This window comes from Sporosarcina sp. Marseille-Q4063, assembly GCF_018309085.1.
GTDB lineage: Bacteria > Bacillota > Bacilli > Bacillales_A > Planococcaceae > Sporosarcina.
Genome location: NZ_CP070502.1, coordinates 585,844 through 598,468 on the forward strand (window position 1 = coordinate 585,844; position 12,625 = coordinate 598,468).

A 12,625-nucleotide genomic window follows, 5' to 3' on the forward strand; every position below is an offset into this window, starting at 1 on the left:
TTTTGGTATTGCTATCAAGATTCCTTAAAAACCGAACGTTTTTCTGTGCCCTCTGATATTCGCTGAGTTATTTTGGGACGTTTTCCTTCTTGCAAATCGTTAATGGTTAAGTCAAAATCCATCTGAAGATGAGGATAATCTTTGAAGCCGCGCCAGTCTCCTCCCCATTGAAAGCCCAACTCCTTTGCAATTTCTGCAACCTCAAACCAGTCTGATTGACCATTTCTGTTTCCATCATATTCAATATCCCAAATCACATTACCATTCTCAAGCTGGAGAGCAAAATCGACTGCAAGGCCAAAGTTGTGAAAAGATTCGCCTCCCACCGCATGAGTAACTACTTTTCCTGAAGTTCTTCTTCCCTTATCATAAAGCTTGTCTTGCTCCTCATAAGAACGGTAATCATCCGTAATCAGGATTTTAATCTTTTGTTCTGCTGTTTTTTCTATTAAAATCCCTACTTTCTCAGCTACAATGGGGTGTAGTTCAGTTGGTAGAGTCTCTACATTTACTTCGTATTCCACCTGCTCCGATGATCCAGGATTTCCCTTCATGAATAAGAAAGATTGATAGGCGACAAATGCACAGAGGAATAACAGCAATATTTTTAGTAGCTTCTTCACAAGTTGTTATCCACTCCTTCTTAATGATTAATGATTTCCGACAAAATCTATGTTTAATTTAACATGAATAGGACAAAAACTGCACGAATTTAGTTTCAAAAAGGCAAACAACCATACTAGTAAAAATACGGCTATGTCGTTTCAATGTCAAAATCAATTTTGGTGTGTAAGTTTCGGATACCGCCCCTATCTCAATATAAAAATGAGATAGATTGCTCTATCTCGCTAAATAAAAGAATTATTTTACTTTAATCCTCTTTAAATATTCAAATTACAATATATTAAACACTTAAACAAGTGTTCTACCGTTACTAATTTTAAAATAGCCTTTTGCCATTGGTCTATTCTTGATAATTTCGAAGATATATCTTCCTTTTATTTATCTGTTTGTTTTTGCTTCCTCTTCAAATACTCCGCACGTATTTTTTCAAGTTGCTGCTTTTTATCAAATTTGGTAGGCTTGTTTTTTTCATGATACTTTGTCACAGCTACCTTACCTTTGTTATCCAATTGATATTTCCCCACTTTGTTCACCTACTTTTCTTGTCTTTAAAGAGAATCTATTCAACAAATATTTTACTGAAGTAAACCTTATTAGTACTGCTAACCTTGCAACTAAAGAAACTTAATCAGGATTCCTCTTTGGCATGTTTCCCTCCGGATGGGACATCAGCTGTTTTTAAATAATAGTTATTTTAAAAACAGAAAAGCCTTGTAAACATTACGTCTACAGGCTTTACATGATACGTCCCAGGAGGGATTCGAACCCCCGACCCACAGCTTAGAAGGCTGTTGCTCTATCCAACTGAGCTACTGAGACAAGTACTTGATTTGGTCAAATAATGTTAATGGACCAAAATCTGACTACAAATTATGATAACACATTCATTAAGTTCTTTGAAGCTTTTAATAAATTTATATCAATTTACAATATTCTCAACAATATTGTAATAAAAATATAGCATTTTTAATCGTTAAAACAAAAAGCGCTTGAACATTGTATAACCAATGTCCAAGCGCTTTTCTAACCAGCTAATATTTCTCATTTTAAACCTATACGTCCCAGGAGGGATTCGAACCCCCGACCCACAGCTTAGAAGGCTGTTGCTCTATCCAGCTGAGCTACTGAGACATGTCTTAGCAACATTTGGTATTGTTGCGACAAGTTCTATTATAGGCAGGACAAAATGGAAAGTCAACACTAATTTTAAACATTTTTTATTTCGATTGATTCAACCACTGTATGATCCATGTTTTTAAAGGTGACAATTGGGGTTTCATCCCACTCTAAAACCGCGTATGTAGCGGGATTACCGCCTCTTGGCAACATCGTGCTGCCCGGATTAATAAATAATATTCCATCTTTCATTTCTGCGCCGTATAAATGAGAATGGCCAAATAATACTATATCGGCATCTTTTTCCTTTGCGCGGTAATACAATTCCATCAATGAACTTTTCACATTATGTTCATGGCCGTGAACCGCAAGAATCTTTTTTCCTTTAATTGTAGTCACGACTTCACCAGGATATTTCGAATCTACATCGCAATTTCCGCCAACTCGAAACATCGAAACCAATGTTTCATCGTCGTAAGACAACTCGCTATCCCCGCAGTGGAAATATGCCTCTGCCGGCAATGAAGAAACGGCTTTTACCGTTTCTTTGTCTCCATGATTATCACTCATAACTATTATTTTCATTTATAAACCAACTTTCTGTATTAATTGTGGCAATTTCTCGCGAAGTTTTGCAAGCGCATCTCCTCGGTGTGAAATCAACCCTTTTTCTTCCGGCGATAATTCTGCCATAGAACGTTTTTTACTTGGCACATAAAAAATTGGATCATAACCGAATCCATTAGTCCCTTGTCGTTCATTTAAAATTGAGCCTTCGCAACTTCCGGAAAATGTTTCGGTTTCAATACCTGGTCCGGCGATTGCAAGTACGCAACGGAATCTTGCAGTGCGTTCAGCCTCATTCACGCCAGCGAGCTCGCCTAATGCTTTATCAATGTTTTTGTCGTCTGTGCTACCAGGTCCAGCATAGCGCGCTGAATAGACGCCAGGAGCCCCTCCGAGCGCATCGATTTCAAGCCCGCTGTCATCTGCTATTACAGTTTTACCGAGAAGTTTAGAAACTTCTTCCGCTTTTAATATCGCATTTTCTTCAAAGGTCTTACCGGTTTCTTCAACATCTATTTTTTGTTCAATATCATTTAATGTTAATACCTTTATTCCAAGCGGGGTAAACAATGCTTCAAAGTCTTTCCCTTTTCCGGCATTGTTCGTCGCGATAATTACTTCTTTCATAAAGTTTCACCTTCCCCTTTGCCAACCAACTCTGCAATTGTTCCGAGTGCGTCTTTCTGATAACCGATCAGTTCTGCAATCCCTTTTTCCGCGAGTGACACAAGACCATTCATCTCATCTTTTGTAAATGTCGCTTCCTCGCCTGTTCCCTGCAATTCCACAAAAGCCCCAGCACCTGTCATGACGACGTTCATATCGACAGCGGCAGAAGAGTCTTCAACGTAATCTAAGTCTAGAATAAGCTCGTCCTCCATTGACTTCCCGACACTCGTCGCTGCTAAATACTGGGTAATCGGAAACTTGCTCAATTCTTTTTCTTCATGAAGTTTAGCTGCTGCAATCGTCATCGCCACAAAAGCGCCTGTAATTGAAGCAGTTCTTGTCCCGCCGTCAGCTTGAATGACATCGCAGTCAATCCAAATTGTACGTTCGCCGATTGCATCGAGATCAATCACAGTTCGCATGGCTCGTCCAATCAACCTTTGGATTTCCATTGTTCTACCGCCTAGCTTGCCACGTGTAGCCTCACGTTGCGTTCGCTGCCCTGTAGCACGCGGCAACATGGAATACTCTGCTGTGACCCATCCTTTCCCGCTTCCGCGTAGGAAGTGCGGCACGCGGTTTTCTATCGTAGCCGTACAAATCACCTTTGTGTTTCCAACAGTGATAAGCACCGAACCTTCTGGATGAATTAAGTAATCTGTTTCGATTGTTACCGGTCTTAGTTCCTCAGCATTTCTTCCATCATGTCTTGTCATTAAATAGCCTCCATTATTTAAATAATCTTATCTTTACCATAACCTAATTCATCAATGCAAAAACCCGGACATCCAAAAATGGACATCCCGGGTTTTATAAGGTTAAATGTCGTACATCAGGATTTTCTATGAATAGCCAATCACGAACAATATCATGAAAAGCCGTTCGTAAACCCGTCGTATAAAATATTGGTTCAACAGATTGGTTTGTTTCATTTAAAATATTTCTTTCAATTAATTCTCGTTCTATATCATGCACGGTTTCAACCGCCGAAGAAATAACTTTAACTTTCGCTGGAAGACTCTTTTTAATATGGTCTTCAAGGAGTGGATAATGCGTACAACCTAAAATGGCTGCATCAAAATCTTTTCCAGCTAAATTACTCAGTGTTCGGTCGACAATGGTACTTGCATGGTCAGATTTATATTGACCACTTTCGACAAGAGGAACAAACTCCGGACATGCAAGTGGGAAAACCGTTGCAGATGGGGATTGGCGTGCAATTTCCATACTATAAGCACCGCTCTTAATCGTTCCCAGCGTTCCAAGAACGGCAATTTTCCCTGTTGTTGAAGCTGTCACTGCAGCACGAGCGCCTGGAACAATTACACCGACAACCGGAAAATTGAATAATTCACGGATGTCATCCAGTGCGACCGCTGTTGCTGTATTGCAAGCAATAACGAGCATTTTAATACCCATTTTTGAAAGTGCAGACGCCATTTCAATCGTAAACTGCCGGACTTCTTCAGCAGGTCGCGGCCCATAAGGACAACGTTTATCATCTCCAATGTAGATGATTGATTCATTAGGCAATCTGCTTCGTAATTCTTTGACGACGGTAAGTCCGCCGACACCCGAATCGATAATTCCGATTGGTCCTTCCACTTTAATCCCTCAATCCTACTTCATCTCTTTGTGCAGTTTTGTTAACAGGTTAGAGAATTGTTTAACTTCATCTTCTTCAAAATTGGACAACACCGAATTTAAATAATCACATCTCTTATCAATAACTTCCTCAATAACACGTTTTCCTTCATCTAAAAGATGTATTCTGACAACGCGGCGATCTTTTTCATCTCGCACTCGTTTCACAAGATTGTTTTTCTCCATGCGATCTACGAGGTCTGTCGTCGTGCTGAAGGCAAGATACATCTTATTCGACAAGTCGCCTATTGTCATATCTCCGTGTTCGAAAAGCCATTGCAACGCAATAAATTGCGGAGGTGTAATCGTATAGTTTTTTAGTATTTTACGGCCGCTATGTTTGATAATCGCAGCAATATATCTAAGTTCTTTTTCCATATGCGCTACTTCAATTACATCATGCTTCTTTGATGTCGTCCGTTCCGCCAAGTTAACCAACTCCCTGATAACAATTACTACTTCTATTGTCGCCTTTTTCCCCCGGTATGGCAACTTATTTTAGCGCAAATGCAATTCTCCTAGCCTTAATAGCTCGATAATCGCCTGCGCTCTACCCGAAACCCCAAGCTTCTGAATGGTGTTGGAAATGTGATTTCGAACAGTCTTTTCGCTAATACCGAGCCGTCCTGCGATATCTTTTGTCGTCAAGTCATTGATGAGCAAATTAAAGATTTCTCGCTCTCTGCCCGTTAGTAACGAGCGGTGTTTTGGTTCATCTGTCAAGACGCGCCCCTCCTATCCACTTTCACTTTAAAATATGTGAGGAAGGACAATGTCGTGACGGCTCTAACCCAATCAACCGACAAAAAGCGACTTTTCTTTTTCAGACCACGGCGTTCCTTTTCCACTTTGGCGATTAATCTGGACTAAAGTTCCGCGTCCAGTAAATAAAATTTCATCATTCTCGTTTTTCGCCATGTAATGGAGATCAACAGAAGAATTTCTGATTGAATTCGGCTTTACAAAGATTCTAAGATTTTCATTATATGTAATCGGCTTTAAATAATCGCATTGGACATCGGCTACGACAGGAATCTTCTCGCCTTCTGGATTCAACCAATCACTCATCAGTCCAATATGTTTAAAATATTCAATTCGCGCAAACTCCATATACGAAATCGTCACAGAATTATTAACAATTCCGTATAGATCAATATCTGAAAAACGAACTGTTAAAGACGCTGAAAATTTAAATTCCTCTGCCCAAGTATTATAATCCTCGATATAATTAGCTCTCATTCCAAAAACCCCTTTTCGTTCATCGTGTATTTGGGCTTGCGAAGACTCGTGACTTCAGTCGTGAGAGGAGCAAGCCTGCACTTCCCTTCTATTTTGGATTTCAACAAGCAGTGTACTGGCTTTTCCTACTAAATTTAACTTTTTGAAACTTGCACTCCTGTGTATAATTGTGCCATCTAATTTTCTTAAATCGAAGTATCCAGTTTTACGTCTTCCGAAAATAAAGCATTCTACGCAGTCATAGGTCACTTTGTCGAATAACTGAAAGCCTTTGACGAACCTTTCAGCTTTATTAGCTTTACGATAACCGCCTTTAGCAATCGACATCTTATGTAGCTGCCGATTATTCTGACGAACCTGCTTGTACAAATAAGTAGAAGTCAGTGGAGTTGCTAAGGGGTTTCCACTAATACAACGTGCGTCTACCATATGTGTCTTTTTTAATTTATTTTCAATACGAGTGCGCTTTGTTTTGTATCCGTATGTTAATTGGACTTCTGGATAAAGTTCCTTTATGCCATTGTAAATAAACCAACGCATCACGGTCATTTGCGTTGCATCTCGCAAAGGTGGAACAGTTCGCACCATTGTATCTTCCAAGTTGTGCTTGTGAATATAGGTGTGACAGATTTTACAGAGTGTAATTAAATTAGTCGGGCTGTCCCCGCCTATTCGACGACTTTCCATATGATGCACTGTTAAAATCTTGTCTTTGCTCTTTCCTTTACAACGCCCGCAAGTGTGCTTGTCTCGGAACAATACATACTCTCTTGTATTCCAAAACCCCATTTGTTCACCTTGCTGATATTCAACTCCCCTAATATCCGGATTCTTTAATAGCTGAGTGTCAAATTGAGCTACTTCAATCGTCAACCGTTTAATCGGAAGAATTTGATACATTTTGTTGATCATTTTAATATGGCTAGCTACTTTATGTTGGACGGATGGCGCTAACCAGCCACTTGGTTTCTTTCGATTTAAATACCGCGGTTTTCGGTAGCGTGTCTTTCTATTTCTTCTTGCTGAACGAAGGCTTCTACGGCTCGATAGCAAGTCAACAATATCTGTCCGTAACAAAACTTCAGCTTCGAATAACACGTTTTTTTCAGTTGTTGCAGAAAGACCAATATGCTTTGTTCCTGCATCGACACCTAAAGAAACAACCTGTTTATAGCCAGAGGATGCATACAAAAGTTGGATTGTAAATGGCGTACGTTTTACGACTTTTGCTTTCTTTTCTTTTAGAAGCAATCGGGCTTTACGTGGATTGCACGGCATCAATGGTTCGCTGTGCTTATTTAAAACATACACGAGCATAGCGTGTATCTCCTTTCAGAGTAAATTGTTCTTCGTCAATGTTGGAATGGCTTTTTACATCTGTAACACCGTCCCCACCCAAGAGGACTTTTAATCACAGACGACAGAGCGGATGGCTAGAACATGCACCAAAAGGTGTCATAACCAAACCAACGTAGTTTAAAACTGAGACTAGTCAATATCGGGCCCATACAAGCCCGTCACTTTAGTGATGGGTTATTGACTATTCCATAATAATGAATAACATTCAAAAAAATCCTACTACACTAAAGTTAGCGGAGTAGGATTTTATTAATATTTAGTCTACCATATGGTCGCTTCCGAAGAAGTTTTTGAACATTTGAACGGATGTTGCACGGTTCATAGCTGCAATTGAAGTTGTAAGCGGAATTCCTTTAGGACAAGAAACAACACAGTTTTGCGAGTTCCCGCATTCTGCAATTCCACCGTCACTCATCAATGCTTCTAGTCTTTCATCTTTGTTCATCGCACCAGTTGGATGCGTATTGAACAGACGAACTTGTGAAAGAAGTGCTGGACCGATAAAGTTCGTTTGATCGTTAACGTTTGGACATGCTTCTAGACATACGCCGCATGTCATACATTTTGAAAGTTCATAAGCCCATTGACGCTTGCGCTCAGGCATACGAGGTCCTTCACCAAGATCATACGTACCATCGATCGGAACCCATGCTTTAATCTTCTTCAAAGAATCAAACATGACATTCCGGTCTACGACAAGGTCGCGTACGACTGGAAATGTTCTCATCGGTTCAAGTTTTATCGGCTGTTCGAACTGATCAACTAAAGCAGTACACGATTGACGTGGACGGCCGTTGATGACCATTGAACAAGCTCCGCAAACTTCTTCAAGACAAACCATTTCCCAACTGACAGGCGTCGTTTTCTTGCCTTCAGCATTTACCGGATTACGTTGAATTTCCATTAAACCCGAAATAACGTTCATGTTAGGTCTATATTCAATTTCAAAGCTTTCCCAGTAAGGTTTTGAATCAGCTGTATCTTGACGATGAATTTCAAATCGGACAGTTTTTTGCGCTACCTGCTCTGTACGTTCTTGTACGGCAGTATTTTGTTCGCTCATTATGTCAATCTCCTTTCGCCGCAGAATAATCGCGCTTACGTGGCGGGATTAAGGAAACGTCAATATCTTCATAGTGAATAATTGGTGCTGACTTTCCATCAAATTTCGCCATCGTAGTTTTCATGAAGTTCTTGTCATCACGTTCAGGGAAATCCGGTTTATAATGCGCACCGCGACTTTCATTACGTTGTAGCGCCCCGATAGTGATCACTCGTGCTAAGTATAACATGTTTTTAAGCTGTCGTGTGAACGTCGCACCTTGGTTTGACCATTGTTGAGTATCAGTAATATTGATGTTTTCATATCTTTCAAGAAGCTCAAGAATTTTCGCATCAGTCTGTTCTAAACGATCATTGTAACGAACGACAGTAACGTTATTCGTCATCCACTCGCCAAGTTCTCTGTGCAGAACGTAAGCGTTTTCCGTTCCGTCCATTTTAAGTGTGTCGTCCCACTTCTGTTGCTCATCTTTAACAGCCAAATCGAATACCGATGAAGGAATTTCTTCAGCTGTCTTCTTAAGGCTTTTCATGTATTTCACAGCATTAGGTCCCGCAACCATTCCACCGTAAATAGCGGATAGGAGAGAGTTAGCACCTAGACGGTTTGCACCGTGTTGTGAATAATCACATTCGCCGGCAGCAAATAATCCAGGAATATTCGTATGCTGATCATAATCAACCCATAGACCGCCCATTGAATAGTGAACAGCCGGGAAAATTTTCATTGGAAGTTTACGTGGATCGTCACCAGTAAATTTCTCATAGATTTCGATGATTCCACCAAGTTTAATGTCTAGCTCTTTTGGATCCTTATGAGATAGATCTAGGTAAACCATGTTTTCTCCGTTAATTCCGAGCTTTTGATTGACACAAACATCAAAGATTTCACGTGTTGCAACATCACGTGGAACGAGGTTACCGTATGCCGGATATTTCTCTTCCAAGAAGTACCAAGGTTTGCCGTCTTTGTATGTCCAAACACGTCCACCTTCACCGCGCGCGGATTCACTCATAAGACGAAGCTTGTCGTCTCCAGGAATCGCAGTCGGGTGAATTTGGATAAACTCGCCGTTTGCGTAATGTGCACCTTGTTGATAAACGATAGATGCCGCTGAACCTGTATTAATAACTGAGTTCGTCGACTTTCCGAAAATAATTCCCGGTCCGCCAGTTGCCATGATAACAGAGTCGCCTTTAAATGCGTGGATCTCCATCGTGTGCATATTTTGTGCTTTAATTCCGCGACATACACCTTCATCGTCGAGAATTACACCAAGGAATTCCCAGTTTTCATACTTTTGCACAAGTCCTTCGACTTCAAAACGTCGAACTTGTTCATCTAATGCATATAAAAGTTGTTGTCCCGTTGTTGCGCCTGCGAATGCAGTACGGTGATGAAGCGTTCCGCCGAAACGTCTGAAATCTAGCAATCCTTCAGATGTACGGTTGAACATAACACCCATCCGGTCCATTAAGTGAATAATTTCTGGAGCTGCGTCTGTCATCGCTTTTACAGGTGGTTGGTTCGCTAAAAAGTCTCCTCCGTAAACAGTGTCGTCGAAATGGATTGAAGGTGAATCACCTTCCCCTTTCGTATTAACTGCACCGTTTATGCCGCCTTGAGCACATACGGAGTGAGAGCGCTTAACCGGAACAAGTGAAAACAGGTCAACTGAGACGCCTTCTTCTGCTGCTTTGATTGTTGCCATCAAGCCTGCCAGACCTCCGCCGACAACAATCATTCTGCCTTTTGCCATTAATGTTTCACTCCTCAAAGTGTAAATAATCTCAACAAATCTTTAAATATCGTTAATTAAGTAAATGCAAGTAGAGCTTGTACACCGATTACAGAAAGGACTAAAAACACTCCAATTGTAATGTAAGCCACAATTTGCTGTGAACGCGGTGATTGTGCAATTCCCCAAGTCACTAGGAAACCCCATAATCCGTTCGAAAGATGGAATGTCGCTGCGATAACACCTGCAATATAAAATGCAAGCATGAATGGACTAGCTAAAATGTCAGCCATCATATCGTAGTTTACTTCAGCGCCAAGTGCTTTCGCAATTCTTGTTTCCCAAATGTGCCATGCAATGAACACAACTAAGAAAACACCCGTCACACGTTGCCAGAAGAACATCCAGTTACGGAATGTACCATACTTCTTGACGTTACTTTTAAATGTGAATGATATGTAGACACCGTAAAACGCATGAAGCATCAATGGGATATAAATGATGAACCATTCAAGAAAGAGCACAAATGGCAAATTCCCCATAAAATCTGACGCTGCGTTAAACGCATCAGGGCCGCGAGTTGCAAAATGGTTAATAACCAAATGTTGTACGACAAAAAGTCCAACTGGAATGATTCCAAGCAACGAATGTAGACGGCGAATATAAAAATCCGATTCTCTCAACAATTCTTTTACCCTCCCTTATTACTGAGGACTTCAGCTCATGGTCGACACCAAAAGTTCATGAAGAACCGTTGACCGAATCCCTCTTCATGTTACAATAATATGACATGTCTATTGTACTCCTCCAATTTGAAGAGGTCAAGATGTGCCTTAATTCTAAACAATTAACTTCTCTAGTTAGCTACCACTTTTTTGGAAGGATTGCATGCAAAAATGAAAACTAAAAATATTGGAACGCCGACCAGGTTCGGCTATGAAATTATTCGTGATCATGTCTTACCTAGTATTCTAGGTAATAATGAAGCAGAAATACTTTATTGGGCAGGGAAAGAAATCGCGCGGAAATTCCCGATTTTCACAACTGATGAACTCCCCTCTTTCTTTGTAGAAGCCGGATGGGGAACATTAAAGCTACAAAAACTTTCCAAACACGAAGCCTTTTACAAACTGACAAATGAATCCTATTCATTGAAAATTCAAGATCGCTCATTTCATCTAGAATCTGGTTTTATTGCCGAGCAGTATCAGAAAATAAACGGCGTTCTTACCGAATGTTTCGCAGAACAAATCCAAAATGACGAATACGTTCAATTTCATGTGAAGTGGGATTTGAAAACGAAAATTTGAAAAAGTAAAGGCAGCATCTTTTAGTAGATGCTGCCTTTTTTTCATTTAATATACATTTGCAAGGCTGAATCCATCATGTAAAACAGCGACCGCTTTTTCCATATCCGACCCTGGAATGACGACGGAAACTTTAATTTCAGATGTACTGACCATTTTTATTGGAACTGAAGCATTTCGAAGCGAGTCGAACATTTTAGCTGCAACACCTGGATTCGAAACCATACCACTACCGACAATCGACACTTTCGCTAACCCGACTTCAAAATCAGCACGGCGATAACCGAGTTCATTTTTGTTCATTTCCAAAACATTTACTGCCTCTGCAAAATCTTCGTTTTTAATCGAAAAGGAGACTGAAGGTTGCTCGCCTTCCATGATTGTTTGTACGATAATGTCAACGTTAATATGATGTTCTGCGAGTTTCGTAAAAACATTCGCAAGTGATCCGTTGTACGGAACGTCATACATCACTGTAATGCGAACAATTTCTTTTTCAAAAGCGACACCACGCACGATAAGATTGTTTTCCAATTCGATTTCCTCCCTAATCACGGTCCCTGCCACGTCCATATGTGATGGCCGTACCCGAAGTGTTAAATTATGATTTTTTGCGAATTCTATCGCCCTTGGATGAAGTACGCCCGCACCTAAATTAGCGAGTTCGAGCATTTCATCATATGATATTTCAAGAAGTTTTCGTGCATCGTCAATGACTCTCGGGTCGGTCGTAAAGACTCCCTCAACGTCTGTATAAATGTCGCAACATGATGCCCCCAGCGCAATTGCTACCGCCACCGCACTCGTATCGGAGCCTCCCCGACCAAGTGTGGTCAACTCGCCTTCTTGATCAATTCCTTGAAAGCCCGTTATGACAGCAACACCGCCTGAATCAAGGACTTTTATTACTTTTTCAGGTTCCACGTTCTCAATTCGCGCATTTCCGTGAACAGATTCTGTTTGCAACCCTGCTTGCCAGCCCGTAAACGAGTTTGAAGGAATTCCTTTTGCTGAAACGGCCATAGCCAGTAAAGAGGCGGTCACTTGCTCGCCCGTCGATATCAACATATCAAGCTCCCGGCGCTCTGCATTGGCATTGACGTTTTTTGCTAGCGCCAATAAATCGTCCGTCGTTTTTCCCATCGCCGAAACGACGACAGCGACTTGTTTGCCTCGCCTGACTTCGTCAACAATCAACGAAGCCGCCCGTTCAATTCGTTCTTCATTTGCAACTGATGTTCCACCAAATTTCATAACAATACGTTCCAAAACTCCACCGACTTTCTCCTGTACGCAAAA

Annotated in this window: 15 protein-coding genes and 2 tRNA genes; 1 reads left to right on the plus strand and 16 read right to left on the minus strand. The window is 40.9% G+C overall.

Annotation, left to right across the window (positions count from 1 at the left end):
• Positions 1 to 14 precede the first annotated feature (14 nt).
• From JSQ81_RS02965 to JSQ81_RS03035, 15 genes are all read right to left on the minus strand, one after another.
• On the minus strand, positions 15 to 623 hold the full coding sequence (locus JSQ81_RS02965) for a M15 family metallopeptidase (RefSeq protein WP_249336619.1): 609 nt from the start codon (positions 621 to 623) through the stop codon (positions 15 to 17).
• Between the two features lie 375 nt (positions 624 to 998).
• Complete coding sequence (locus JSQ81_RS02970; RefSeq protein WP_212606254.1) at positions 999 to 1,148, minus strand: hypothetical protein; 150 nt, start codon at positions 1,146 to 1,148, stop codon at positions 999 to 1,001.
• Between the two features lie 221 nt (positions 1,149 to 1,369).
• A tRNA-Arg gene (locus JSQ81_RS02975) sits at positions 1,370 to 1,443 on the minus strand.
• 238 nt (positions 1,444 to 1,681) lie between these two features.
• Positions 1,682 to 1,755, minus strand: a tRNA-Arg gene (locus JSQ81_RS02980).
• A gap of 75 nt (positions 1,756 to 1,830) precedes the next feature.
• On the minus strand, positions 1,831 to 2,325 hold the full coding sequence (locus JSQ81_RS02985; protein ID WP_212606255.1) for a metallophosphoesterase: 495 nt from the start codon (positions 2,323 to 2,325) through the stop codon (positions 1,831 to 1,833).
• Complete coding sequence (locus tag JSQ81_RS02990; protein WP_212606256.1) at positions 2,326 to 2,934, minus strand: XTP/dITP diphosphatase; 609 nt, start codon at positions 2,932 to 2,934, stop codon at positions 2,326 to 2,328.
• The gene (rph, locus tag JSQ81_RS02995) at positions 2,931 to 3,692 is read right to left on the minus strand and encodes a ribonuclease PH (protein ID WP_212606257.1); all 762 of its coding nucleotides are present in this window, start codon (positions 3,690 to 3,692) and stop codon (positions 2,931 to 2,933) included. The genes JSQ81_RS02990 and rph overlap by 4 nt, the downstream gene beginning before the upstream one ends.
• 94 nt (positions 3,693 to 3,786) lie before the next feature.
• Entirely contained in the window at positions 3,787 to 4,581 is a 795-nt protein-coding gene (gene racE, locus JSQ81_RS03000) for a glutamate racemase (RefSeq protein WP_212606258.1), read from the minus strand.
• A gap of 15 nt (positions 4,582 to 4,596) precedes the next feature.
• A complete protein-coding gene (locus JSQ81_RS03005; RefSeq protein ID WP_212607526.1) occupies positions 4,597 to 4,998 on the minus strand; it encodes a MarR family winged helix-turn-helix transcriptional regulator in 402 nt (133 codons plus the stop codon).
• Positions 4,999 to 5,118: 120 nt separating this feature from the next.
• The gene (locus JSQ81_RS03010) at positions 5,119 to 5,343 is read right to left on the minus strand and encodes a helix-turn-helix domain-containing protein (protein ID WP_212606259.1); all 225 of its coding nucleotides are present in this window, start codon (positions 5,341 to 5,343) and stop codon (positions 5,119 to 5,121) included.
• 72 nt (positions 5,344 to 5,415) lie between these two features.
• Positions 5,416 to 5,859: an acyl-CoA thioesterase gene (locus JSQ81_RS03015; protein WP_212606260.1), complete on the minus strand. Its 444-nt coding sequence runs from the start codon at positions 5,857 to 5,859 to the stop codon at positions 5,416 to 5,418.
• Between the two features lie 54 nt (positions 5,860 to 5,913).
• The gene (iscB, locus tag JSQ81_RS03020) at positions 5,914 to 7,176 is read right to left on the minus strand and encodes an RNA-guided endonuclease IscB (protein ID WP_212606261.1); all 1,263 of its coding nucleotides are present in this window, start codon (positions 7,174 to 7,176) and stop codon (positions 5,914 to 5,916) included.
• A gap of 298 nt (positions 7,177 to 7,474) precedes the next feature.
• The gene (gene sdhB / locus JSQ81_RS03025; RefSeq protein WP_212606262.1) at positions 7,475 to 8,281 is read right to left on the minus strand and encodes a succinate dehydrogenase iron-sulfur subunit; all 807 of its coding nucleotides are present in this window, start codon (positions 8,279 to 8,281) and stop codon (positions 7,475 to 7,477) included.
• A gap of 4 nt (positions 8,282 to 8,285) precedes the next feature.
• Positions 8,286 to 10,040 carry a succinate dehydrogenase flavoprotein subunit gene (gene sdhA / locus JSQ81_RS03030; protein ID WP_212606263.1) on the minus strand — a complete coding sequence of 585 codons (1,755 nt, stop codon included), beginning with the start codon at positions 10,038 to 10,040 and terminating at the stop codon, positions 8,286 to 8,288.
• Positions 10,041 to 10,096: 56 nt separating this feature from the next.
• Entirely contained in the window at positions 10,097 to 10,705 is a 609-nt protein-coding gene (locus tag JSQ81_RS03035) for a succinate dehydrogenase cytochrome b558 subunit (RefSeq protein WP_305849478.1), read from the minus strand.
• Positions 10,706 to 10,915: 210 nt separating this feature from the next.
• On the opposite strand from JSQ81_RS03035, the gene JSQ81_RS03040 reads away from it, so the two are divergent.
• On the plus strand, positions 10,916 to 11,329 hold the full coding sequence (locus tag JSQ81_RS03040) for a YslB family protein (protein ID WP_212606264.1): 414 nt from the start codon (positions 10,916 to 10,918) through the stop codon (positions 11,327 to 11,329).
• Positions 11,330 to 11,374: 45 nt separating this feature from the next.
• Here JSQ81_RS03040 and JSQ81_RS03045 read toward each other — a convergent pair whose 3' ends face one another.
• Complete coding sequence (locus JSQ81_RS03045) at positions 11,375 to 12,595, minus strand: aspartate kinase (protein ID WP_212606265.1); 1,221 nt, start codon at positions 12,593 to 12,595, stop codon at positions 11,375 to 11,377.
• Positions 12,596 to 12,625: the final 30 nt, after the last annotated feature.

Coding starts and splice junctions, on each gene's coding strand:
- JSQ81_RS02985 (WP_212606255.1), bottom strand. CDS start 2,325: ATGAAAATAATAGTTATGAGTGATAATCATGGAGACAAAGAAACGGTA.
- JSQ81_RS02990 (WP_212606256.1), bottom strand. CDS start 2,934: ATGAAAGAAGTAATTATCGCGACGAACAATGCCGGAAAAGGGAAAGAC.
- rph (WP_212606257.1), bottom strand. CDS start 3,692: ATGACAAGACATGATGGAAGAAATGCTGAGGAACTAAGACCGGTAACA.
- JSQ81_RS03005 (WP_212607526.1), bottom strand. CDS start 4,998: ATGGAAAAAGAACTTAGATATATTGCTGCGATTATCAAACATAGCGGC.
- JSQ81_RS03015 (WP_212606260.1), bottom strand. CDS start 5,859: ATGAGAGCTAATTATATCGAGGATTATAATACTTGGGCAGAGGAATTT.
- iscB (WP_212606261.1), bottom strand. CDS start 7,176: ATGCTCGTGTATGTTTTAAATAAGCACAGCGAACCATTGATGCCGTGC.
- sdhB (WP_212606262.1), bottom strand. CDS start 8,281: ATGAGCGAACAAAATACTGCCGTACAAGAACGTACAGAGCAGGTAGCG.
- sdhA (WP_212606263.1), bottom strand. CDS start 10,040: ATGGCAAAAGGCAGAATGATTGTTGTCGGCGGAGGTCTGGCAGGCTTG.
- JSQ81_RS03040 (WP_212606264.1), top strand. CDS start 10,916: ATGAAAACTAAAAATATTGGAACGCCGACCAGGTTCGGCTATGAAATT.